The 21,921-nt window shown below is 64.6% G+C and carries 21 protein-coding genes; 16 read left to right on the top strand and 5 right to left on the bottom strand.

All coding sequences use genetic code 11. The features are described 5' to 3' along the window. Nucleotides 1–214 precede the first annotated feature (214 nt). The 6 genes from QM789_RS11580 (at nucleotide 215) to QM789_RS11555 (ending at nucleotide 6,165) form a co-directional block, all read left to right on the top strand. Entirely contained in the window at nucleotides 215–820 is a 606-nt protein-coding gene (locus QM789_RS11580) for a 50S ribosomal protein L25/general stress protein Ctc (RefSeq protein WP_420353298.1), read from the top strand. Between the two features lie 307 nt (nucleotides 821–1,127). Beyond that, complete coding sequence (locus QM789_RS11575; RefSeq protein WP_420352050.1) at nucleotides 1,128–2,015, top strand: class II glutamine amidotransferase; 888 nt, start codon at nucleotides 1,128–1,130, stop codon at nucleotides 2,013–2,015. Nucleotides 2,016–2,017: 2 nt separating this feature from the next. Beyond that, nucleotides 2,018–2,701 carry a protein GlxC gene (locus tag QM789_RS11570; RefSeq protein WP_420352049.1) on the top strand — a complete coding sequence of 228 codons (684 nt, stop codon included), beginning with the start codon at nucleotides 2,018–2,020 and terminating at the stop codon, nucleotides 2,699–2,701. 11 nt (nucleotides 2,702–2,712) lie between these two features. Next, entirely contained in the window at nucleotides 2,713–4,038 is a 1,326-nt protein-coding gene (locus QM789_RS11565; RefSeq protein WP_420352048.1) for an FMN-binding glutamate synthase family protein, read from the top strand. Between the two features lie 51 nt (nucleotides 4,039–4,089). Continuing rightward, nucleotides 4,090–5,397: a type III glutamate--ammonia ligase gene (glnT, locus tag QM789_RS11560; protein ID WP_420352047.1), complete on the top strand. Its 1,308-nt coding sequence runs from the start codon at nucleotides 4,090–4,092 to the stop codon at nucleotides 5,395–5,397. Nucleotides 5,398–5,457: 60 nt separating this feature from the next. Further along, nucleotides 5,458–6,165, top strand: coding sequence for a FadR/GntR family transcriptional regulator (locus tag QM789_RS11555; protein WP_420352046.1), 708 nt, complete (start codon nucleotides 5,458–5,460; stop codon nucleotides 6,163–6,165). Here QM789_RS11555 and QM789_RS11550 read toward each other — a convergent pair. Next, entirely contained in the window at nucleotides 6,149–7,276 is a 1,128-nt protein-coding gene (locus QM789_RS11550; RefSeq protein WP_420352045.1) for an ABC transporter substrate-binding protein, read from the bottom strand. The two genes, QM789_RS11555 and QM789_RS11550, sit on opposite strands and share 17 nt — an antisense overlap. Before the next feature lie 53 nt (nucleotides 7,277–7,329). Between QM789_RS11550 and QM789_RS11545 the strand changes: the two genes are divergently transcribed. The 7 genes from QM789_RS11545 (at nucleotide 7,330) to QM789_RS11515 (ending at nucleotide 15,155) form a co-directional block, all read left to right on the top strand. Then, nucleotides 7,330–7,497, top strand: coding sequence for a hypothetical protein (locus QM789_RS11545; RefSeq protein ID WP_420352044.1), 168 nt, complete (start codon nucleotides 7,330–7,332; stop codon nucleotides 7,495–7,497). Nucleotides 7,498–7,596: 99 nt separating this feature from the next. Further along, nucleotides 7,597–8,940 (top strand): NAD(P)-binding domain-containing protein, encoded by a 1,344-nt coding sequence (locus QM789_RS11540; protein WP_420352043.1) that lies wholly within the window; start codon nucleotides 7,597–7,599, stop codon nucleotides 8,938–8,940. Nucleotides 8,941–9,004: 64 nt separating this feature from the next. After that, nucleotides 9,005–11,350 carry a DUF1989 domain-containing protein gene (locus tag QM789_RS11535; RefSeq protein ID WP_420352042.1) on the top strand — a complete coding sequence of 782 codons (2,346 nt, stop codon included), beginning with the start codon at nucleotides 9,005–9,007 and terminating at the stop codon, nucleotides 11,348–11,350. A gap of 21 nt (nucleotides 11,351–11,371) precedes the next feature. Then, nucleotides 11,372–12,508: an aminomethyltransferase family protein gene (locus QM789_RS11530; protein WP_420352041.1), complete on the top strand. Its 1,137-nt coding sequence runs from the start codon at nucleotides 11,372–11,374 to the stop codon at nucleotides 12,506–12,508. A 59-nt stretch (nucleotides 12,509–12,567) separates the two neighbouring features. Further along, on the top strand, nucleotides 12,568–13,170 hold the full coding sequence (locus tag QM789_RS11525) for a dimethylamine monooxygenase subunit DmmA family protein (protein WP_420352040.1): 603 nt from the start codon (nucleotides 12,568–12,570) through the stop codon (nucleotides 13,168–13,170). Beyond that, the gene (locus QM789_RS11520) at nucleotides 13,167–14,111 is read left to right on the top strand and encodes a PDR/VanB family oxidoreductase (protein WP_420352039.1); all 945 of its coding nucleotides are present in this window, start codon (nucleotides 13,167–13,169) and stop codon (nucleotides 14,109–14,111) included. Before QM789_RS11525 ends, QM789_RS11520 begins: the two co-directional genes overlap by 4 nt. Before the next feature lie 3 nt (nucleotides 14,112–14,114). After that, complete coding sequence (locus QM789_RS11515) at nucleotides 14,115–15,155, top strand: heme-dependent oxidative N-demethylase family protein (protein WP_420352038.1); 1,041 nt, start codon at nucleotides 14,115–14,117, stop codon at nucleotides 15,153–15,155. Between the two features lie 114 nt (nucleotides 15,156–15,269). Here QM789_RS11515 and QM789_RS11510 read toward each other — a convergent pair whose 3' ends face one another. Both QM789_RS11510 and QM789_RS11505 read right to left on the bottom strand, forming a co-directional pair. After that, on the bottom strand, nucleotides 15,270–16,652 hold the full coding sequence (locus QM789_RS11510; protein WP_420352037.1) for an ammonium transporter: 1,383 nt from the start codon (nucleotides 16,650–16,652) through the stop codon (nucleotides 15,270–15,272). A 156-nt stretch (nucleotides 16,653–16,808) separates the two neighbouring features. Continuing rightward, entirely contained in the window at nucleotides 16,809–17,498 is a 690-nt protein-coding gene (locus QM789_RS11505; RefSeq protein WP_420352036.1) for a fumarylacetoacetate hydrolase family protein, read from the bottom strand. A 120-nt stretch (nucleotides 17,499–17,618) separates the two neighbouring features. On the opposite strand from QM789_RS11505, the gene proS reads away from it, so the two are divergent. After that, on the top strand, nucleotides 17,619–18,956 hold the full coding sequence (gene proS / locus QM789_RS11500) for a proline--tRNA ligase (protein ID WP_420352035.1): 1,338 nt from the start codon (nucleotides 17,619–17,621) through the stop codon (nucleotides 18,954–18,956). A 190-nt stretch (nucleotides 18,957–19,146) separates the two neighbouring features. Here the strand turns inward: proS and purC are convergent, their stop codons facing one another. Next, a complete protein-coding gene (gene purC, locus QM789_RS11495; RefSeq protein WP_420352034.1) occupies nucleotides 19,147–19,908 on the bottom strand; it encodes a phosphoribosylaminoimidazolesuccinocarboxamide synthase in 762 nt (253 codons plus the stop codon). Nucleotides 19,909–20,158: 250 nt separating this feature from the next. Here purC and QM789_RS11490 point away from each other — a divergent pair, with 250 nt between their 5' ends. Next, nucleotides 20,159–20,461, top strand: a complete 303-nt coding sequence (locus tag QM789_RS11490; protein ID WP_420352033.1) for a DUF1476 domain-containing protein — start codon at nucleotides 20,159–20,161, stop codon at nucleotides 20,459–20,461. A gap of 65 nt (nucleotides 20,462–20,526) precedes the next feature. Here the strand turns inward: QM789_RS11490 and QM789_RS11485 are convergent, their stop codons facing one another. Continuing rightward, nucleotides 20,527–21,624 (bottom strand): PA0069 family radical SAM protein, encoded by a 1,098-nt coding sequence (locus tag QM789_RS11485; RefSeq protein ID WP_420352032.1) that lies wholly within the window; start codon nucleotides 21,622–21,624, stop codon nucleotides 20,527–20,529. Between the two features lie 125 nt (nucleotides 21,625–21,749). Here QM789_RS11485 and QM789_RS11480 point away from each other — a divergent pair, with 125 nt between their 5' ends. After that, nucleotides 21,750–21,920: a hypothetical protein gene (locus QM789_RS11480; RefSeq protein ID WP_420352031.1), complete on the top strand. Its 171-nt coding sequence runs from the start codon at nucleotides 21,750–21,752 to the stop codon at nucleotides 21,918–21,920. Nucleotide 21,921 lies beyond the last annotated feature (1 nt).

The following is a 21,921-nucleotide window of genomic DNA, read 5'->3' as shown; positions in this document are numbered from 1 at the left end:
CCCAGAACAGCCCGATCGCCGCCAGCCCGCTGCCCGTCCTACGGCTTGCCGCCGCGACCTGCCGAAATGTCATCCTGTTCTCCTGTCGTCAGGCCGTGTATGCGGTGCGGGGCCGTTTGACCATTGCCAAGCCGCCGGTTTCGGGCTATGCGCCCGGTTTCGTGGGCCTGCACCCTTGGAGGAGGCCCAAAACGCCAATACAAGGAATACGCAAATGGCAAAAGAGATCGAAACTCTCGAAGCCGTCGTGCGCACGGGGACGGGCAAGGGGGCCGCTCGCGCAGCACGTCGTCAGGGCTTCGTGCCCGGCATCGTCTACGGTGACGGCAAGGAGCCGCTGGCTCTGAACTTCGACTACAACAAGCTGCTGACCCGCCTGCGCAAGGGCCGCTTCATGTCCACGCTCTTCAACCTGAAGGTCGAAGGTCAGGAAGACGTCCGCGTGATCTGCCGCGGCGTGCAGAAGGATGTGGTCAAGGATCTGCCGACGCATATCGACTTCATGCGCACCCACCGCGCCTCGCGCATCAACCTGTTCATCCATGTGAACTTCGACAACGCCGATGCGGCGCCCGGCCTGAAGCGTGGCGGCACGCTGACCATCGTGCGCCCGGAAGTCGAGCTCGAAGTGCTGGCGGGTGACATTCCGGACCACATCACCGTGGACCTGACCGGCAAGGTGATCGGCGATGTGATCCACATCAACGACGTGACCCTGCCGGAAGGCGTGAAGCCGACCATCGACCGCAACTTCGTCATCGCGAACATCGCGGCGCCGTCGGGCCTGGTCTCGGCCGAAGCTGCCGAAGCCGAAGCCTGATCCTTTCCGTATCGCGGAACCTGCGCGGGGCCTTTCGGCCCCGCGTTTGCATTTGTGCCCGGCGTGCATGGGCCATCTCCGCAGCTTTCCCGACATCCCGATTCGGACTGCCCCCTGACGGCATGGGCGCGGAGTGCCGCGAATTTCAGCGCGGCTGCGGTGGGGGCGGTTTGCAACGCCTGTTTTCCGGGCGGAATTTGATCGGTGAGATATTCATATTCCCCATACGAAAAATATCTTGAACAGAAACTAACTTTCCTTTTAGTCAAACCATCACGGCCACGGGCCGCAATGTATGGAGAGAACAATGTGTGGGATCGTTGGGCTGTTCCTGAAGAAGGAATCGCTGCGTCCTCAGCTCGGTAGCCTGCTGACGGATATGTTGATCACGATGACCGACCGCGGCCCCGACAGCGCCGGCATCGCCATTTACGGCGACGAGGCGCAGGGGCTGAAGATGACGGTCCAGTCGGACACGCCCGAAACCACCTTTGACGGGCTGGAGGGCGCGCTGGAGGCGGCACTGGGGCAAAAGGTGTCGATGAAGGTGGTCGATACCCATGCCGTCCTGACGATCCCGGAGGGCAGCGAGGCCGAGACCCGCGCCTTCATGAAGGCCAAGGGGATCCGGGTCATGGGCTGCGGCACGGCGATGGAGATCTTCAAGGAGATCGGCCTGCCGAAGGACGTCGCCGCGCGTTTCGGTATCCGCGACATGGCGGGCAGTCACGGCATCGGCCACACCCGGATGGCGACGGAATCCGCTGTCACCACGATGGGCGCGCATCCGTTCTCGACGGGCGATGACCAGTGCCTGGTGCATAACGGCTCGCTGTCGAACCACAACCAGATGCGCCGGGTGCTGAGCGCGAAGGGCTTCGCGCCGGAAACGCAGAACGATACCGAGGTCGCCGCCTGCTACATCTCCTCGCGGCTAGCCGGGGGCGCGAACCTGGGCGAGGCGCTGGAAGGCACGCTGGAGGATCTCGACGGCTTCTTCACCTTCGTCGTCGGCACGAAGAACGGCTTCGGCGTGGTGCGTGACCCGATCGCGTGCAAGCCCGCCGTGATGGCGGAAACGGAGGATTACGTTGCCTTCGGTTCCGAATACCGCGCGCTGGCCAACCTGCCGGGGATCGAGACCGCGAAGGTCTGGGAGCCCGAACCCGCCACCGTCTATTTCTGGGAGCGCTGAGCATGCAGACCCTCGATATCGCCACCACGCCGCTGCGCGAGGTCAATGCCGCGCTGCAATCCCAGGCGGCGCAGACCAACCAGACCCAATGGGAGATCGTAAACCCGAAGGGCGCGCATGCGATTGCCGTCGGCCTTGATGCGCCGATCGAGGTCACCGTGAAGGGTTCGACCGGCTATTATTGCGCCGGGATGAACAAGCAGGCCACCGTCCATGTCACCGGTTCTGCCGGGCCGGGTGTCGCGGAAAACATGATGTCGGGCACCGTGATCATCGACGGCGACGCCTCGCAATATGCGGGCGCCACCGGGAATGGCGGGCTCCTGGTGATCAAGGGCAATGCGTCGAGCCGCTGCGGCATTTCGATGAAGGGCATCGACATCGTGGTCTTCGGCAATATCGGCCACATGTCGGCCTTCATGGCGCAATCGGGCAATCTGGTGGTGCTGGGCGATGCGGGTGATGCGTTGGGCGACAGCCTCTATGAGGCGCGGCTGTTCGTGCGCGGTTCGGTCAAATCGCTGGGCGCCGACTGCATCGAGAAGGAGATGCGGCCTGAACATCTCGCGATCCTGAAGGATCTGCTCGACCGTGCGGGCGCGGATGCGAAGCCCGAGGAGTTCAAGCGCTACGGTTCGGCCCGCAAGCTCTACAATTTCCACGTCGACCACGCTGGCGAATACTGAGGATCATTGCAATGGAACACACCCCTCGCACCCCGCCGCGGGACAGCTATACCTTCAGCAACGCCGTCAACGCCGAAATCCGCCGCGCCGCGGCGACCGGTATCTATGACATCCGCGGTGGCGGCACCAAACGGCACGTCCCGCATTTCGACGATCTGCTGTTCCTCGGCGCCTCGATGTCGCGCTATCCGCTGGAAGGCTACCGCGAGAAATGCGGCACGGATGTCGTCCTTGGCACACGCTTCGCGAAGAAGCCGATCGAACTGAAGATCCCGATCACCATCGCGGGCATGTCCTTCGGTGCGCTCTCCGGCCCGGCGAAAGAGGCATTGGGCCGTGGCGCGACGATGGCCGGGACCTCCACCACCACCGGCGACGGCGGCATGACGGACGAGGAACGCGGCCACAGCGAAAAGCTGGTCTATCAATACCTGCCCAGCCGCTACGGCATGAACCCGGACGACCTGCGCCGCGCCGATGCGATCGAGGTGGTGATCGGGCAGGGCGCGAAACCGGGCGGCGGCGGCATGCTGCTCGGCCAGAAGATCACCCAGCGGGTCGCCAACATGCGCAACCTGCCGGTGGGGATCGACCAGCGTTCCGCCTGCCGTCATCCGGACTGGACCGGGCCGGATGACCTGGAGATCAAGATCCTCGAACTGCGCGAGATCACCAACTGGGAAAAGCCGATCTATATCAAGATCGGCGGCGCGCGGCCCTATTACGACACGGCGCTGGCGGTGAAGGCCGGGGCGGATGTGGTCGTGCTGGACGGGATGCAGGGCGGCACGGCGGCGACGCAGGATGTGTTCATCGAACATGTCGGCATGCCGACGCTGGCCTGTATCCGCCCCGCCGTGCAGGCGCTTCAGGATCTGGGCATGCACCGGAAGGTGCAGCTGGTCGTCTCGGGCGGGATCCGCTCGGGCGCCGATGTGGCGAAGGCGCTGGCGCTTGGCGCGGATGCGGTGTCGATCGGGACGGCGGCGCTGATCGCGATTGGCGAACTCGATCCGAAATGGGGCGCGGAATATGCGGCGCTCGGCACCACGGCGGATGCCTATGACGACTGGCACGAAGGCCGCGATCCGGCGGGCATCACCACGCAGGATCCCGAACTGATGAAGCGGGTCGATCCGGTCGAGGCCGGGCGGCTGCTGCGCAACTATCTGGCGGTGATGACGCTGGAGGCGCAGACCATCGCGCGGGCCTGCGGGCACAACCACGTCCACAACCTCGAACCCGAGGATCTGTGCGCGCTGACGATGGAGGCGGCCGCGATGGCGCAGATCCCGCTCGCCGGCACCAACTGGTTCCCGGGCAAGACCGGCTTTTGACAATGACGGGCGGGGCACAGACCCCGCCCGCAGCACAACAGGGATATGAACATGACCGATCTGGCCGCATTCGCCCGGGAAAAGGGCGTCAAATACTTCATGATTTCCTACACCGACCTGTTCGGGGCGCAGCGGGCAAAGTTGGTCCCCGCGCAGGCGATCGCCGACATGCAGGAGAACGGCGCGGGCTTCGCGGGCTTTGCCACCTGGCTCGACCTGACGCCCGCGCATCCCGATATGCTTGCGGTGCCGGATGCCTCGTCGGTGATCCAGTTGCCGTGGAAGAAGGACGTGGCGTGGATCGCGTCGGATTGCGTGATGTCGGGCGGCGCGCCGCTGGATCAGGCGCCGCGCAATGTGCTCAACCGGCTGATCGCCGAAGCGGCGGAGATGGACCTTGAGGTCAAGACCGGGGTCGAGCCGGAATTCTTTCTGCTGACGCCCGACGGCACGCAGATTTCCGACCCCGCCGATACCGCCGCAAAGCCCTGCTACGACCAGCAGGCGGTGATGCGCCGCTATGACGTGATCGCGGAGATCTGCGATTACATGCTCGAACTCGGCTGGGAACCCTATCAGAACGACCACGAAGACGCGAACGGCCAGTTCGAGATGAACTGGAAATACGATGGCGCGCTGGCCACGGCGGACAAGCATTCGTTCTTCAAGTTCATGGTCAAGTCGGTGGCGGAAAAACACGGGCTGCGTGCGACCTTCATGCCGAAGCCGATCATGGGGCTGACGGGGAACGGCTGCCACGCGCATATCTCGGTGTGGAACACGAAGACGGGCAAGAATGCCTTTGCCGATGACACGAAGGAACTGGGCCTGTCGGACAGCGGGCGGCATTTCCTCGGCGGGATCATGAAGCATGCCTCGGCGCTTGCGGTGATCACCAATCCGACGATCAACAGCTACAAGCGGATCAACGCGCCGCGCACCACCTCGGGCGCGACCTGGGCGCCGAACACGGTGACATGGACCGGCAACAACCGCACCCATATGGTGCGCGTGCCCGGCCCGGGGCGGTTCGAGCTACGCCTGCCCGACGGGGCGGTGAACCCCTATCTGTTGCAGGCGGTGATCATCGCGGCGGGGCTGTCGGGGCTGAAATCGCAGGCCGATCCCGGCCCGCGCTATGACATCGACATGTATGCAGAGGGCTACAAGATCGAGGGCGCGCCGAAGCTGCCGATGAACCTGCTTGATGCGATCCGGGCCTATGATGAGGATCCGGGGCTGAAGGCGGCGATGGGGGAGGAATTTTCCTCGGCCTATCTGAAGCTGAAGATGCTGGAATGGAACAGCTTCGTGTCGCATTTCTCGCATTGGGAGCGGGAGAACACGCTCGACATCTGAGGGGGTGGAAATCCCCCCGGCGGCGGGGCTATTCTTCGGGCAGAACCAAAGGATCCCGCCGTGACCGTCCCCCGACGCAATCCGGCGCCGCTTGTCGGCGCCACCGTGCAATATGTGATCGACACGCTCACGACCCGGATCGTCGCGCAGGAATATGGCGTCGATGAACGCCTGCCGTCGGAGCGGCAGATGGCGCAGGATCTGGGCGTGGCGCGCAACACGGTGCGCGAGGCGCTGGACCAGCTTGAGGACCGGGGCATGATCCGGCGGCGCGCGGGGTCCGGGTCTTTCGTGACGTGGAACCCGGACGGCGTGGCGGTATCGGTCGCGCCGGTGGCGGATGAAACCGGGCCGCTGCAATTGCAGGTGGTGCGCGGGATCCTGGAGCCCGAGATGGTGCGGCTGTCGATCATCTCGATGCCGCCGCGGCAGATCGAGGCACTGGGCCATACGCTGTCGCAACTGGAGGCCGTCAGCACCGATGTCACCGCCTTCCTGCGGCTGGAGGAGGAGTTCCACCGCCAGATCGCCGAGGGCACCGGCAACCCGCTGCTGATCGCGTGCTACAACCTGGTGATCGACGCCCGGCGGCAGAGCTTTCGCGCCGCGATGTATCGCCGCCACCTGACGCCCGCGCGCATCGCCACCTATCAGCGCGGCTACAACGCCCTGTTCAACGCCATCGCCGCGCGCGACATCGAGGCGGCGAGCGAATTCATGAAGCTGAGCCTGATCGAGGATCAGAAGCTGCTCATGCAGGAGGACTGAAGCGCACCCGCTGCTGCCACATCTGGCCCAGATCCCGCATGTGCCGCACCAGCACCGTGCCGTGGCGTGCGAGCCAGTCCGGCACCGAGCCGAAGCCGACGATCCGGGCGCGGCCCCCGATGATCCGCACCACCGGCCAGTCACCGATCAGCGCATTGTCGATGCCGAACAGTTCCGCCCCCATCCAGCGTGCCGGGCCGAAGACATGCGGCATCTGCTGGCCACGCTTCATCGCCGCCAGCACCGAGACCGGCTCGACCGTATCCGCGATTTCCACCGCCGTGTGCCAAAGGTCCAGGATCGCGGCATATTCCCAACTGACCGCATTCCATTCGCCGGGAAAGCGGGCGTTGTAGCTGTCGAAAAACGCCTTCGGGTTGCGGAAGAAAAAGGCGGTATCGGCGAGCTTCGGGTCATCGAAATCGGGCGACTGGAACGTGTAGCGTGCCATGAATTCGGGCGAGGTGCGCGCGATCATCCGGGGGTAGTCATCCGCCGTGCAGGCCAGGATTTCGCCGGTGAAGCCGCGGGCATGGGCGGCCTCGGTCAGCGCGCCGATCATCGGCGGGGCGGAGGAACACCAGCACAGTACATCGGGGGCATCCGCCAGCAGCGCATCGACGATGCCCGCCGCGTCCTGCGTTCCGGGCGCGTAGCGGATTTCGCGCAGGACGGGCAGGCCCGCAGCCTCGAAGGCCGCGCGGTAGACGGCGAGAGAGGGCAGGCCGAGGCTGTCGGTCTGGCTGCACAGCGCCACCCGCCGCGCGGTGGGGCGATTGCGGGCCAGCCACTCGACCCCGGTGACGTTGAACAGCGGATGCACCTCGGCGGGCGCGATCAGATAGGGGGTGTCGGGCGATAGGTCGGAGGGCAGCAGCGTCGCCACCAGCACCCGTTGCGTCATCAGCCAGGGCAGGGCCGGGGCGAAGCTGTCGCCGCCCAGCGTCAGGATGATCCGGGCGCGCTGGTTCTCGACCAGATCGCGGGCGGCCTCACGGGCGCGGCCGGTGGCGCTGTTGCGCGCGACGATCTCGATCCGGTGGCGGCGACCCGCGACCATCATGCCGCCGTGGTCGTTGATCCAGTCCGCCCAGATCCGGCAGCCGTCCATCCCCGGCTTGCCCCAGGCCGATTTCGGGGCCGGAGAGCGGTGTCAGGAAGCCGATGCGCACCGGGGCGCGGTTGCGCGCCTCCATCCGGGGCAGGGCGCCGGTCACGGCGAGCCTCTGGGCGAATGACAAGCTGCTCATTAAATCATCCCTGCGCCATCCCGCACCCTTTGATCTGCCCAAATTCTCGCAGCATGGCATTCCGCGCAAGAAAAATTATTGACCAACAGGCATACCGCCCCCGCATGATTGGTTCAGGCCGGTTGAACCAGTTCCGAAATCTGGTCCGAACCGGAAAAATGATAAAACAGGGAGTCACCGCATGACGAAACGTGTTGCCGTGATCGGCGCCGGCCCTTCGGGCCTTGCCGCGCTCCGTGCTTTTCAGTCCGCCGCGAACAAGGGCGCCGAAATCCCCGAGATCGTTTGTTTCGAGAAACAGGCGAACTGGGGCGGACTGTGGAATTACACCTGGCGCACGGGTGTGGACGAAAATGGCGAGCCGGTCCATTGCTCGATGTATCGCTATCTGTGGACCAACGGCCCGAAAGAGGGGCTGGAATTCGCGGATTATTCGTTCGAGGAACATTTCGGCAAGCAGATTGCCTCCTATCCGCCGCGCGCCGTGATGTTCGATTATATCGAGGGCCGGATGAACAGGGCGGGCGTGCGGCCCTGGATCCGCTTCAATTCGGTGATCCGCTGGGTGGAATACGACCCGCTGGCCGAGGATTTCACCATAACCGTGCATGACATGGAAAAGGATCATGTTTACAAGGAACGTTTCGATCATGTGATCGTGGCCTCCGGGCATTTTTCCTCTCCCAATGTGCCGGAATATCCGGGATTCGACCATTATTATGGCCGTATCGTCCATGCGCATGATTTCCGCGATGCGCGGGAGTTCGAGGGGCAGGATGTTCTGGTGATGGGGTCGTCCTATTCGGCAGAGGATATCGGGTCGCAATGCTGGAAATACGGCGCGAAGTCGGTCACCTCCTGCTACCGCTCGGCACCGATGGGGTTCGACTGGCCCGACAACTGGGAAGAAAAGCCCGCGCTGGTGAAGGTCGAGGGCAAGACCGCCTTTTTCAGTGATGACACGTCGAAACATGTCGATGCGATCATCCTTTGCACCGGCTACCGGCATTATTTCCCGTTCCTGCCCGACGATCTGCGGCTGAAGACGGCGAACCGGCTGGCGACGGCGGATCTTTATAAGGGGGTCGTCTATGTCCACAATCCGGCGCTGTTCTATCTGGGGATGCAGGACCAGTGGTTCACGTTCAACATGTTCGACGCGCAGGCCTGGTATGTTCGCGACATCATCCTTGGCCGGATCGCGGTGCCCGCCGACAAACAGGTGCTGATGGCCGATGTGGCAGAGCGCGAGGCGCGGGAAGAAGCCTCGGACGATGTGAAATATGCGATCAGGTACCAGGGCGATTACGTCATGGAACTGATTGCCGAAACGGATTACCCGAGTTTTGACGTCGATGGAGCCTGCGCGGCTTTCTACGAATGGAAGCATCATAAGAAGGAAAACATCATGGCCTTCCGCGATCACAGTTATAAATCGGTGATGACCGGAACGATGGCGCCGCCACACCATACGCCGTGGAAAGATGCCCTGGACGATTCCATGGAAGCCTATCTGCGGGCCTGACGTCTCTTTCCCGACTGGGGGAGGTTTTGTTTTCCCCATTTTTCCGATCACGAGGGAGACGTGAATGGATCAGCCGACCCTGTTCCGGCCCGGCCCACCCCGGCCCAGCCACCCGCGCCGGGCGTCGGCCTATGGGCGCGCGCCGAACGAGGAGCGCTACACGGTGCCGGGCGGCGGTGCTGTGGTGGTTGAGTTCGCGGCGGGCGACCGGATTTCGGTGACGAATGACGAGGGCGGTCAGCGGGCCGAATTGCTTGCGGCGCGGGCCGATGGGCGCGTGGATTGTGGCCTGCTGGGGTGGCGGGCGGATTGCCCGGCGGAGGGTTTGCGGGCGGCTTTGTCCGGGCGGCTGCGGCTTTCGCTCGCGCGGCGGGGGATTGATGTCACGGGCGTGCGGGCGATCGGGCTGTTCGGAGCGGCGTCGCGCGCGGGCGAAACCGCGGGGTTTACCGCGCAGGGCCGGGGCTGGCTGATCGTCGCCGCGCCGGGCGGGCCGATGGATGCGGAGGCGCAGGATACCGTGACGCCGCTGACACTGCGGATCACTCGGGCCATTGCGCGCCGGGTCGGGCAATTCGCGCTGCCCGATCCGCTGGCGGATCCGCTGCTTGACCTGCGGGTGAAATCCGCGACGGCCGAGGCTTATGTGGTGAAGGCGGGCGACTATATCCAAATCATCGACGTCGATGGTCGCCAATGCACGGATTTCCAATGCTTCGATGCGCGCAAGCTGGAAAAGGGTCTGGCGCATCCGCTGGACGTGACCACCACCCGCACCGTTCTGGGTCGGAATTACCCGATGCCTGGGTTATATTCCAAATATTTCGATCATGATATGGTTCCACTGGTCGAGGTGATTCAGGATAGCTGCGGGCGGCACGATACGTTCGGCCTCGCCTGTGCGCCGAAATATTACGACGATATCGGCTATCCCGGCCATGCCAATTGCTCGGACAATTTCAATGCTGCGCTGGCGCCCTATGGCGTGCCCGCACGGGCGGGCTGGATGGCGGCGAATTTCTTCTTCAATACCGGTATTGACGCCCATGGGGTGATGTATGCCGATGAGCCATGGTCGCAGCCGGGGGATTATATGCTGCTCCGGGCGCTGACCGATATTGTCTGCGTGTCCTCGGCCTGCCCGGATGATACATCCGCCGCCAATGGATGGCACCTGACCGATATTCACATCCGAAGCTATGCGAAGGACGAGCGGTTCAACCGTGCCTCCGCCTGGCGTCCCTTTCCTGACTCGGAGCCGATTATGACGCGCGAGAGCGCCTTTCACGGCAGTTTCGCGGAGCTGACCCGCGATTTCATCGAATACCGCGGCTTCTGGCTGCCGAATTCCTTCCCGACCTGCGATCCGGTCGAAAGCTATTGGGCCGCACGCGAAGGTGTGGTGGTGATGGACCTCTCAGCGTTGCGCAAATTCGAGGTGACCGGCCCGGATTCCGAATCCTTGCTGAATTGGGTTCTGACGCGGGATGTCAGCAAGCTGAGCCATGGTCAGGTGGTCTATTCCGCGATGTGCTATGAGCATGGCGGCATGATCGACGATGGCACATTATTCCGGCTGGGGGTGCAGAATTTCCGCTGGATCGGCGGGTCGGACGAAGGCGGCGCGCATATGCGCGAACAGGCCGAGAAGCTGGGCCTGAATGTCATGATCCGGTCTTCGACCGACCAGATGCACAATATCGCCGTGCAGGGGCCGAAATCGCGCGATCTGATGACGGAAATCATCTGGACCGCGCCGCATCAGATCGCCATTCCGGAAATGGACTGGTTCCGCTTTACCGTGGGCCGGATCGGCGGGCCGGAGGGCGTGCCGGTGGTGGTATCGCGCACGGGTTATACCGGCGAATTGGGTTATGAAATCTTTTGCCACCCGAAGGACGGCAAGGCGGTGTTCGATGCTGTTTGGTCTACCGGTCAGGCGCATGGCATCCGTCCGATGGGCCTTGCCGGGCTGGACCTGTGCCGGATCGAATCCGGGCTGGTTTTCGCGGGCCATGATTTCAGCGACCAGACCGACCCGTTCGAGGCGGGCATCGGCTTCACCGTGGCCCTGAAGTCCAAGGCCGCCGATTTCATCGGCCGTGACGCCCTGATCCGCCGCAAGGAAACCCCCGCGCGGAAGTTCGTCGGGCTGGAGGTCGAGGGGCAGGAGCCGATCGGCCATGGCGATTGCCTCCGCATCGGGCGGGCGCAGGTCGGCGAGGTCTGCTCCGCCATGCGCTCGCCCCGCACCGGGCAGTGGATCGCACTGGCGCGGATCGACGTCGCCCATGCCGCGCCGGGCACGGCGGTCGAGGTCGGGCGCCTTGACGGACATCTCAAGCGGATCGCGGCGCAGGTGGCGCCCTTCCCCCATTACGACCCGAAAAAGGAACGTCCCCGGTCCTGACCGGGCAACAGGAGAGTGAAGATGACTGCATCGTGGCGATTTTCGACGCTGGCCGACCGGCACCGCGCGCTTGGCTCCAATCTGGAAGACTGGTCCGGCATGGGTACCGCCTGGAGCTATGACGGCGATCCGGAGGCCGAATATCTGGCGATCCGGACGAAGGCCGGGCTGATGGATGTATCGGGGCTGAAAAAGGTCCATGTCACCGGCGCGGGCGCGAGCCATGTGATCGACCGCGCCACCACCCGCAACGTGGAAAAGCTGATGCCCGGCCGCGCGGTCTATGCCGCCATGCTGAATGACGCGGGCAAGTTCGTCGATGACTGCGTGATCTACCGCACCGGGCCGAATGCCTTTCTGGTGGTGCATGGTTCGGGGCAGGGGTTCGAGCAGTTGACGATGGCCGCCGAAGGCCGCGACGTTTCGGTGCGGTTTGACGACAACCTGCATGACCTCTCGCTGCAAGGGCCGCTGGCGGTGGATTATCTGGCGAAATATGTGCCGGGAATCCGCGATCTGCCCTATTTCGGCCATATGCAGACGTCGCTCTTCGGTGTTCCGGCGATGATCTCGCGCACTGGCTATACCGGCGAACGGGGCTATGAGCTGTTCGTGCGCGGGCAGGATGCGCCGATGATCTGGGACCGGATCCTGGAGGAAGGCGCCGAAATGGGCATCATCCCCTGCCGCTTCACCACGCTGGACCTGCTGCGGACGGAAAGCTACCTGCTGTTCTTCCCCTATGACAATTCGGAAATGTATCCGTTCGAGGATGACCCCTGCGGCGATACCCTGTGGGAACTGGGGCTCGATTTCACCGTCTCGCCGGGCAAGACCGGGTTTCGCGGCGCGGAGGAGCATTACCGTCTGAAGGGCAGGGAACGCTTCAGGATCTGGGGGCTGAAGCTCGCGGGCGACAAGGCGCCGGGCAATGGCGCGCCGGTGTTCCGCAACGGTGAAAAGGTGGGCGTGGTGACCCAGGCGATGCACTCGCCCCTGAACGGCTGGACCATCGCCATCGCGCGCCTTCCCGTCGATTGCGCGAACGAGGGCACGCGGCTCACCGTGGTCTGCCCGGAGATGGGCGAGATCGCCGCCACCACCGCCGCGATGCCGTTCTACGACCCGGAGAAGAAACGCCGCACCGCGAAGGGCTGACATCCGGGCAGGGGCCGCGCCAGACGGCCCCGCCCGCTCCGCCAACAGGGAGACGACCCATGCCGCAAATCCAGTTCAGCCCGTCGATCCTCAGCCGTCCGGTCTATCCGGGGCTGGTGTCGCAGGGTGCGACACCGGCGATCATGCTGGCCGATGCCGAGGGGGCCGAGGCGCTGATCGCGCTGGCCGGGCGCGATGCCTCGGTGATGGACCGGGCGCATGTCATCTACATTCCGTCGGGTGCCGCGCATGGCCCCCGGCTGCGCGGCCTGGGCGCGCGGATGTATCACGAGGCGCCGAGCTATCCCGCCTGTCTGGAACGCTACCGCAAGGCGCTGCTGGATGCCCATATGGGGACGCAGCTTTATCTTGCCGGGACCGAGGGGCTGATCGGTCAGGCGACGGCCGAGGCGCTGGCCGCTGGCCTGCCCGCCGAGGCGATCCAGACCGAGCATCGCGGCTCCATCGCGCGGCGGATGCAATGCGTCCATTGCAAGGGCATTACCGAAAACGTCACCACCGACCCGTTCACCTGCGCGCATTGCGGGCTGACGCTGTTCGTGCGGGATCATTTCTCGCGCCGGCTCGGGGCGTTTCAGGGCGTCTGCGTCGACGCGGAGACCCCCGGAATCGTTCCCGAAACGCAGGAGATCACGCCATGACCAGCCAGATGCTCCGGGTGACGGATGTCGCGCCGCTGACCCCGCTCGTGACGCGCTTCCGGTTCGAGCATCCGGAGGGCGAGCCGCTGCCGCTATTCTCCGGCGGCGCGCATGTGGTGGTGGAGATGCCGGACGGCGACACCCTGCGCCGCAACGCCTATTCGCTGATTTCCGATCCGCTGGATGGCTCGGGCTATGAAATCGCCGTGCGGCGAGAGGATCGCGGCCGGGGCGGGTCGCGCTTTATGCACCGTGTGGCGGCGGGGGATCTGCTGCGCGTGAGTGCGCCGGTGAACCTCTTCGCGCTGGACCTGCGGGCGCGCAAACATGTGCTGATCGCGGGCGGGATCGGGATCACGCCGTTCCTGTCGCAACTGCGGCAACTGCAACGCCTGCAACAGCCGTTCGAGCTGCATTACGCCGCGCGCAGCCGGGCGGAGGCGGCGGGGCTCGCGCTGCTGCCCGATCTGCCGCAGGTGCATGTCCATATCTCGGACGAAGGCAACCGGATGGATATTGGCGAGATCCTGTCGGGCCAGCCGCTGGGCACCCATGCCTATACCTGCGGGCCGGAGGGGCTGGTGGCGGCGGTGGCGGAGACCGTCGCCCGCTTCGGCTGGCCGAAAAGCGCGCTGCATTCCGAGGCGTTCCTTGCCCCGCCGCCGGGCAAGCCGTTCACCGTGGCGCTGGCGCGGTCGGGCATCACCCTGACCGTCGGCCCGCACCAAAGCCTGCTGGAGGCGCTGGAGGCGGCGGGGGTCGATGCGCCCTGGCTCTGCCGGGGCGGGGCCTGCGGGCAATGCGAGACCGTGGTGCTGTCCTGCAAGGGGCGGATCGAACATCACGACCACTGGCTGAGCGGTGACGAACAGGCCGCGCAGACGAAGATCATGCCCTGCGTCTCGCGTTTTCAGGGCGAAGACCTCATTCTGGACAGGTGACCGATGACCCTCCGCTTCAACGACGAAACCTTCCGCGACGATTACACCTATCGCAACTCGCCCGAGGCGATCGCGCGCTTCCCGTTCCCCTTCGATCAGGACAGCTACATGTATTCGGTCAATATCGAGCCGCACCGCAGGACGCGGGCCGGTTCGGTGTTCGAGCATCGCTTCGACGTGGATGAACATTACGTCTCGGAAATGCGCGACCGGGCGATCACGCTGGCCGAAGACCCGCTGCGGTGTCAGTCGCTGCCGCATATGGACCTGGCGGGGTGGGATTTCCTCGAACTGGTGATGGTGTCGAAGGCCGAGGATTACCCCGAGCTGTTCACGCTTCACCGCGACGGCGACCGTTGGCACTGGATCAACCGGCCCCTGGGGATCGAGCAGCGGTTCACCTTTCTGGATTCCACCACGCTGCCCTGCGGCCCGCTGGAATACATCACGCGGCAGACGCAGGGGGACCATGCGCTGCTCGATCAGCGCGAGGGCAACCTGTGGATGGATGCCGGGATGGTGACGTCGCAGGCGGACTGGTCTCTGGATTTCGACATCGGGATGAATTTCTTTGAATGGCATGCCCCGGTGCCGAAGGCGCATGAACTGGGCGTGTTCCAGCGCGCGCTGAAATTCCTGATGAACGTGCAGCAGGGGGCGCCGTCGCGGCGGCTGAACTGGACGATGACGGTGAACCCGCGGCTGGATACCTCGCCCGAGAACTATCACAAATGGGGGCCGGAGAAGCGCACCATTACCCCGGAGAACGTCGGGCAGAAGCAATATCTGCGGGTGGAGTTGCAGACCTTCTGGCGGCTGCCGCGCTCGAACGCGCTGGCCTTTCCGATCCGCTGCTATCTGATCGCGCTCGAAGATCTGGTGACGGTGCCGAAATGGGGCCGCCGCCTGCATCGGGTGCTGCGCGACCTGCCGGATGAACTCGCCACCTACAAGGGGTTCCAGGTCAACCGGCCGATGATCCTCGGCTATCTCGCGCAGTTCGACGATGGGGCCGAAACCTCGCCGGGGATCTTCCCGGACTGAAAACCGGGCGCCGAAGGGCATGGGTGACCCCTCGGCTCCCGGCCCGCCGGCCCTGCCGCGTGCGGTTTGGCGGGGAATGCCCCGATCCGGTCCACCGGGTCGGGGCATTCATTTTCAGCCGGGAACCTTGTTCAGCCGGGTCGCCATGACCGGGGCCACTTCGCCCGGCGCGGTCATCACCGCATTGCCGCCGAAGGCGCCATCGCTCAGCCGGTAGCCGGTTTCGCCATGGGTGGTGGTGTCGAGGCCGGTATATTCGTCCTCTTCCTCGACCCGCAGCCCGACCAGCGCCGCAGTGATCTTCAGCGCGATATAGGTGGTGACCACCGAGACGAGGATCGAGAACGCCATGATCGCCAGTTGCGGCCCCATCTGGCCCATCATCGTGCGGCCCTCGGGGAAGCCCGTACCGCCAAGCACCGGTGCCGCGAAGATCACCGTCAGGATGCCGCCGACCACCGCGCCCACGCCATGCACGCCGAAGACGTCGAAACTGTCGTCATAGCCGAACTTCGGTTTCATTACCTCAACCGCGAAGACGCAGACCGGCGCCGTCAGCAGGCCGACCAGGATCGCCCCGGCGGGGCCGACAAAGCCACAGGCCGGGGTGATCGCCACCAGCCCCGCGATCGCGCCCGACAGCACGCCAAAGGTCGAGGGCCGCTTGCGGTGGATCCATTCGGTCACCATCCAGCCAAGCGCCCCCGCCGCGCCGCCCAGCATGGTGTTGAGCATGATCAGCGCCGAGAACCCGTTCGCCGCCAGCGCACAACCGCCGCAGAACGCCAGCCAGCCGACCCACAGCATCGCGCCGCCGGAATAGGTCATCGTCATGTTGTGCGGCGCCATCATCGTCGTGCGCCAGCCGCGCCGGGGCCCGATCACCAGCGCGCAGACCAACGCCGCCATCCCCGCGTTCAGGTGAACCACATTGCCGCCCGCGAAATCCAGCACGCCGACATGGAATACCCAGCCGCCGCCCCAGGCCATATGGGCCATCGGCACATAGTTGATGGTGAACCAGACCGCCATGAACACCAGCACGGCGGAGAACTTCACCCGTTCGGCAAAAGCGCCGATGATGAGCGGCGGGGTGATCGCGGCGAACATCATCATGAACAGGACGTAAAGATATTCAGGCAGCGTGCCGGTAAGGCTGTCCTGCGTGACACCCGCCAGGAACACCTTGCCCAGGCCGCCCAGTACCGGCCCGGTGCCGTCGATGAACAGCGAATAGCCATAGGCGATCCACAATATGCAGATCAGCGCGATCGAAGCGAAGATCTGCGTCAGCACCGAGAGCACGTTCTTTGACCGCGCCATCCCGGCATAGAACAGCCCGAGGCCCGGCAACATCATCAGCATGACGATGAGCGCGCAGGTCGCCACGAAAGCCGTATCCCCGGCGCTGAGCGCGGGTTCCGCCTCCTGTGCGAGGGCAAGGCCGGGCAGCGCCGCAAAGGCGCCCGCCAGCCGAATCATTTTTTTGAGATACATCGTGATACCCATGTGAATTGGCAGGTGGTGCATGATGCCACCCGCCCTTCTGGTAAAAATATTTTACACACAGGCAATGTTGCGTTTTGGCGATTCCCTTTCGGAATCTGGGCGGTTTTGCCGGAACTGCACAAATTCCCGCCAGTCGGAAATCCCTCAGGCCGGGGCGCCGATGGTCAGACGCAGGGGCGGCAGCCCGTCGATCGTCGCGGTGATCACATCCCCCGGCACCACCGGCCCGACGCCCGAGGGCGTTCCGGTCATGATCAGATCGCCCGGTTGCAGGTGATAATACTGCGACAGATGGGCGATCAGTTCCGCCGCCGACCAGATCATGTCATCAAGCCGCCCGTCCTGCCGGGTCTCGCCGTTTACCTCCAGATGGATCCTCTGCGCCGCAAGGGCAAAGCCGCGCGCGAGCGGGGCGAAGACCGCCGACTCCTCGAAATCCTTGCCCAGATCCCAGGACAGCCGCTTGTCCTTGAAGCCGTTCTGCAAATCGCGCCGGGTCATGTCGAGCCCGCAGCCACAGGCCCAGATCGCCGCCTGCGCCTGTTCGGGCGTCGCGCGGAACAGGGCCGCACCGAGCGCGAGCACCAGTTCGACCTCGTGATGCAGGTTCTGCGTGCCGGGCGCATAGGCCACGGTCGCGCCCGACAGCACCACGGCGAAGGGCGATTTGGTGAAGTAGAACGGCGCCTCGCGGTCCACCTGCGCGCCCATCTCGGCGGCATGGGCGGCGTAGTTGCGCCCAACGCAGAAGATACGGCGCACCGGATAGCCGGCCGTTTCGCCCTCGACCGGAAGCACCGGCAGGGTGGGGGTGGGGAACAGGGTCTGGGTCATCGCAACCTCCATGAGTGGCCGCCACCCTGCCGCGCGGCGGCGACGGCGGCAAGGGGCGCTTGCCCCGCGCGCGGCTTTCCTCTAGGCCAGCAGGAACCCAACCTGATACCGGACCCGGACATGCGCCTTTCCCGCTACTTCCTCCCCGTTCTCAAGGAAAACCCCGCCGAGGCGCAGATCGCCTCGCACCGGCTGATGCTGCGTGCGGGCATGATCAAGCAGCAGTCGGCGGGGATTTATTCCTGGCTGCCGCTGGGCTACAAGGTGCTGCGGCGCCTCGCGCAGATCGTGCATGAGGAGCAGGAGAAGGCGGGGCATATCCCGCTGCTGATGCCGACGCTGCAATCGGCGGATCTGTGGCGTGAATCCGGGCGGTATGACGCCTACGGCCCGGAGATGCTGCGCTTCAAGGACCGGCACGACCGCGAAATGCTCTACGGCCCGACGAACGAGGAAATGATCACCGACATCTTCCGCGCGCATGTGTCCTCCTACAAGGACTTGCCGCTGACGCTGTATCAGATCCAGTGGAAATTCCGCGATGAGGTCCGCCCGCGCTTCGGTGTGATGCGGGGCCGCGAGTTCTACATGAAGGACGGCTACACCTTCGACCTGACGAAGGAAGACGCGCTGCACGCCTACAACCGCCACATGGTCAGCTATCTGCGCACCTACGAGCGGATGGGCCTGACCGCGATCCCGATGCGCGCCGATTCCGGCCCGATCGGTGGCGAGAACACGCATGAATTCCTGGTGCTGGCGCAGACCGGCGAGTCCGAAGTGTTCTACGACGACCGGGTGGAGGCGCTGAAGCTCGGCGACCGTGCCGTCGATTTCGACGACCGTGGCCAGGTGGCGGACATCTGCAAGGAATTCACCACGCTCTATGCCCGCACCGACGAAACCCACGACGCGGCGCTGTTCGAGCAGATCCCCGAGGCGCATCGCCGCGTCGCCCGGGGCATCGAAGTGGGGCAGATCTTCTATTTCGGCAGCAAATATTCCGAGGCGATGGGCGCCACCGTCACCGCGCCGGACGGCTCGAAAGTGCCGGTCGAGATGGGCTCGCACGGCATCGGCGTCAGCCGCCTGATCGGCGCGCTGATCGAGGCGAACCACGACGAAAAGGGCATCATCTGGCCCGAGGGCGTGACGCCCTTCCATGTCGGCATCGTCAACCTGAAGCAGGGCGATGCGGCGACCGATACCGCCTGCGAGGCGATCTATGCCGCGCTGAAGGCTGCCGGGCTCGATCCGCTCTATGACGACCGCGACGAACGGGCGGGGGCGAAATTCGCGACGATGGACCTGATCGGCCTGCCGTGGCGGATCACCGTCGGGCCGCGCGGCCTGGCAAAGAACCTGGTCGAGGTAACTTCGCGCCGCTCCGGCGAAAGCGAGGAACTGTCGGCGGAGGCCGCCGTCGCGAAGATCGCGCAGATCTACGAAGGCATCTGATCCGGGATTTGCTGAACGGAAGCGCCCCGGTCGAAAGGCCGGGGCTTTTTCGTAGGCTCCGGGGCGTTGGCATGGGTATAACCCAAGAAAAACGCCCCCGCGAAGGGGGGCGTTGAGTTAACCCGTTTTGCCGAAGTCACCGGCGAACGCCCCGCACAACAGGGCCCCAACCCATGGCGCCTCCCGGCGCTCAGTTGATGAGCGTCGGCTTCACGCTGGTCGCATTGGTCGGCAGAACGCCCAGACGGCGCGCGACCTCGGTATAGGCGTCGGTCAGCGAGCCAAGATCGCGGCGGAACACGTCCTTGTCCAGATGCGCGCCGGTTTTGACATCCCACAGCCGGCAGGAATCCGGGCTGATCTCATCGGCGACGATCAGGCGCATGAAGTCGCCATCCCAGACCCGGCCGATCTCGATCTTGAAATCGACCAGCTTGATGCCGACGCCATAAAACACGCCCGACAGGAAATCGTTCACCCGCAGCGCCAGCGATACGATGTCATCCAGATCCTGCTGGTTCGCCCAGCCGAAAGCGATGATATATTCCTCGGGCACCAGCGGATCGCCGAGCGCGTCGTTCTTGTAGCTGTATTCGACGATCGGACGGGGCAGGGCGGTGCCTTCCTCCAGCCCGAGCCGCTTCGCGATCGAGCCTGCGGCAAAATTGCGCACGATCACTTCGAGCGGCACGATCTCCACCTGACGGATCAGCTGCTCGCGCATGTTCAGCCGCCGGATGAAGTGGTTCGGGACGCCGACATTGGTCAGGCCCTGCATGAAATATTCGCACAGCCGGTTGTTCAGAACCCCCTTGCCCTCGATCGTCGCTTTTTTCTGGGCGTTGAAGGCGGTCGCGTCGTCCTTGAAATACTGCACCAGCGTGCCGGGTTCCGGGCCTTCATACAGGATTTTGGCCTTGCCTTCGTAGATCTTCTTCCGACGCGGTGCCATGGGCTCTCCGTTTCTGGTCTGGCCGTTGCGCGCGAAGGGCCCGTGCGCGACGATACGGGCTCAAAAGCCCCTTTCGGCCCCTATAGGCCAAGGCCGCAGAGGCCGCAAGACAAAGGGCGATGCCCCGGCCGCAGAAACCCCCGCGGGCGCGTTTCCTGAGCAAAGGATTGCGATGGCCGCGCGTTTCCCTTGAAGTGGGCGGCACGGGCGGGCATATGAGGTTCAACAACTCGTGATCCGGGGGGAATCCATGACGACGTTCGACGACCGCGAAAACGCCTTTGAAAACAAGTTCGCGCATGATGCAAACCTGCGTTTCAAGGCCGAATCCCGCGCGGTGAAGGCGATGGCGCAATGGGCGGCGTCGCTGCTGGGCAAGCCTGCCGAAGACTATGCCGCCGAACTGATTGCGGCCGATTTCAAGCAATCGGGCAAGGAAGATCTTGTCGAGAAACTGGTGAGCGATCTTGAGGGCAAGGCCGACGAGGCGACCATCCGCACCCGTCTGACGACGGCGCTGAACGTGGCGGCGCGGGAAATCACCGAGGGCTGATCCGGGCGCCTGATCCGTCCGCATCGGGGGGCCATTTCCCCGGCGCTCCGGCTGCACGGCAAGGGCTAGAACAGGGACAATTGATCCCCCGCCTCCGGCGGTGGCGCGAAACGGCTCCGGTCGAGCGGCGGCAACGGTCGATCATAGCCCAGCCTTCGGCACGAAACGCGGAACCGCTGCGCCAGCAGATCGGCCTCCACCCCTTCGCCGGTCATCCGGCTGCCGAAGCGCGGATCGTTCAGCCGCCCGTCCCGGAAGGCCGCGACTGCGTTCAGCACACGCTCCGCCCGGTCGGGGAAATGCCGGTGCAGCCAGTCCGCGAACAGCGCCGCGACCTCATGCGGCAGGCGCAGTGGGATGAAGGACGCCGCGCGGGCACCCGCGCGCCGCGCCTCGGTCAGGATCGCTTCGAGTTCGTGATCCGTCAGTCCCGGAATCATCGGCGCCGCCATGACCCGCACCGGAATCCCCGCCCGCGCAAGTGTCCCGATCATCCGGATCCGTACCTGTGGCGTGGGCGCTCGGGGCTCCATCTTCCGTGCCAGATCCGCGTTCAGCGTGGTGACCGAAATCCCGACATGCAGCAGGTTGCGCGCCGCCATCCGGGACAGGATGTCGATGTCGCGCAACACACCCGCCCCCCGCGTCACGATCGCCACCGGATGGTTGAAGGCGTCGAGCACCTCCAGCAGCCCGCGCATCACGCCCATTTTCGCTTCGGCGGGTTGATAGGGGTCGGTATTGGTGCCGATCGCCATGACATCCGGCGCATAGCCGCGCCGCCGCAATTCGCGCGCCAGCAGGGTGGGGGCATCGGGCTTCGCGACGATACGGGTTTCAAAATCCAGCCCCGGCGACAGGCCGAGATAGCTGTGGCTGGGCCGGGCGAAACAATAGATGCAACCGTGTTCGCAGCCCCGGTAGGGATTGATCGAGCGGTCGAACGGCACGTCGGGGCTTTCGTTGCGGGTGATGATCTTGCGCGGGCGTTCGATGGCGATTTCGGTGCGCAGGAGCCGTTCCTCCTCCGGCAGATCCCAGCCGTCATGCACCCATTCGCGGCTGAACGGCTCGAACCGTCCGACCGGCACGCTGGCGGCCCCGCGCGCCTTGCGTTTCACATGCGGGTCGAGCGCAGGAAGGAAGAGGGGCAGATCGTTCATTGCGACAAGCTAGAACATATCGCGAACAAACGCCAGATCCCATCGAAGGCTTCCGATATTTTCGGACGTTTTCACCTTTCCCTTCGCGTCAGAGAAGTCCCATATTGAAACGAGGAGGTCGTGATATGGAACCGATGCCGCTGCCGCATTTCCTGGTGCTTCTGTGCCTCGTCGTGATCGCCGCGGGCGTGACGATCTGGCTGGCGAGTCAGGTGGGCGTGTCGGGCGCGATCGCGGCGATGGCCGTGTTGCTCGCGGGTGCGGTTCTGCGGCTGTTCATGAAGGTCGAGCCCTGAC

The sequence above is a fragment of the Paenirhodobacter sp. genome (genome assembly GCF_047600745.1).
In the GTDB taxonomy this organism is placed as follows: domain Bacteria; phylum Pseudomonadota; class Alphaproteobacteria; order Rhodobacterales; family Rhodobacteraceae; genus Rhodobacter.
Note: the sequence above shows the minus strand (reverse complement) of the source record. Positions and strands in the feature narration are given on the sequence as shown.

Bases quoted from the DNA above. Each gene is read 5' to 3' on its own strand.
- QM789_RS11485 (WP_420352032.1), bottom strand. From the start codon at position 21,624: ATGAACGATCTGCCCCTCTTCCTTCCTGCGCTCGACCCGCATGTGAAA.
- QM789_RS11545 (WP_420352044.1), top strand. From the start codon at position 7,330: ATGCGCACCGGGGCGCGGTTGCGCGCCTCCATCCGGGGCAGGGCGCCG.
- QM789_RS11525 (WP_420352040.1), top strand. From the start codon at position 12,568: ATGCCGCAAATCCAGTTCAGCCCGTCGATCCTCAGCCGTCCGGTCTAT.
- QM789_RS11520 (WP_420352039.1), top strand. From the start codon at position 13,167: ATGACCAGCCAGATGCTCCGGGTGACGGATGTCGCGCCGCTGACCCCG.
- QM789_RS11540 (WP_420352043.1), top strand. From the start codon at position 7,597: ATGACGAAACGTGTTGCCGTGATCGGCGCCGGCCCTTCGGGCCTTGCC.
- QM789_RS11575 (WP_420352050.1), top strand. From the start codon at position 1,128: ATGTGTGGGATCGTTGGGCTGTTCCTGAAGAAGGAATCGCTGCGTCCT.
- proS (WP_420352035.1), top strand. From the start codon at position 17,619: ATGCGCCTTTCCCGCTACTTCCTCCCCGTTCTCAAGGAAAACCCCGCC.
- QM789_RS11570 (WP_420352049.1), top strand. From the start codon at position 2,018: ATGCAGACCCTCGATATCGCCACCACGCCGCTGCGCGAGGTCAATGCC.
- QM789_RS11580 (WP_420353298.1), top strand. From the start codon at position 215: ATGGCAAAAGAGATCGAAACTCTCGAAGCCGTCGTGCGCACGGGGACG.
- QM789_RS11480 (WP_420352031.1), top strand. From the start codon at position 21,750: ATGGAACCGATGCCGCTGCCGCATTTCCTGGTGCTTCTGTGCCTCGTC.
- purC (WP_420352034.1), bottom strand. From the start codon at position 19,908: ATGGCACCGCGTCGGAAGAAGATCTACGAAGGCAAGGCCAAAATCCTG.
- QM789_RS11505 (WP_420352036.1), bottom strand. From the start codon at position 17,498: ATGACCCAGACCCTGTTCCCCACCCCCACCCTGCCGGTGCTTCCGGTC.
- glnT (WP_420352047.1), top strand. From the start codon at position 4,090: ATGACCGATCTGGCCGCATTCGCCCGGGAAAAGGGCGTCAAATACTTC.
- QM789_RS11550 (WP_420352045.1), bottom strand. From the start codon at position 7,276: ATGGACGGCTGCCGGATCTGGGCGGACTGGATCAACGACCACGGCGGC.
- QM789_RS11515 (WP_420352038.1), top strand. From the start codon at position 14,115: ATGACCCTCCGCTTCAACGACGAAACCTTCCGCGACGATTACACCTAT.
- QM789_RS11565 (WP_420352048.1), top strand. From the start codon at position 2,713: ATGGAACACACCCCTCGCACCCCGCCGCGGGACAGCTATACCTTCAGC.
- QM789_RS11535 (WP_420352042.1), top strand. From the start codon at position 9,005: ATGGATCAGCCGACCCTGTTCCGGCCCGGCCCACCCCGGCCCAGCCAC.
- QM789_RS11530 (WP_420352041.1), top strand. From the start codon at position 11,372: ATGACTGCATCGTGGCGATTTTCGACGCTGGCCGACCGGCACCGCGCG.
- QM789_RS11510 (WP_420352037.1), bottom strand. From the start codon at position 16,652: ATGTATCTCAAAAAAATGATTCGGCTGGCGGGCGCCTTTGCGGCGCTG.
- QM789_RS11490 (WP_420352033.1), top strand. From the start codon at position 20,159: ATGACGACGTTCGACGACCGCGAAAACGCCTTTGAAAACAAGTTCGCG.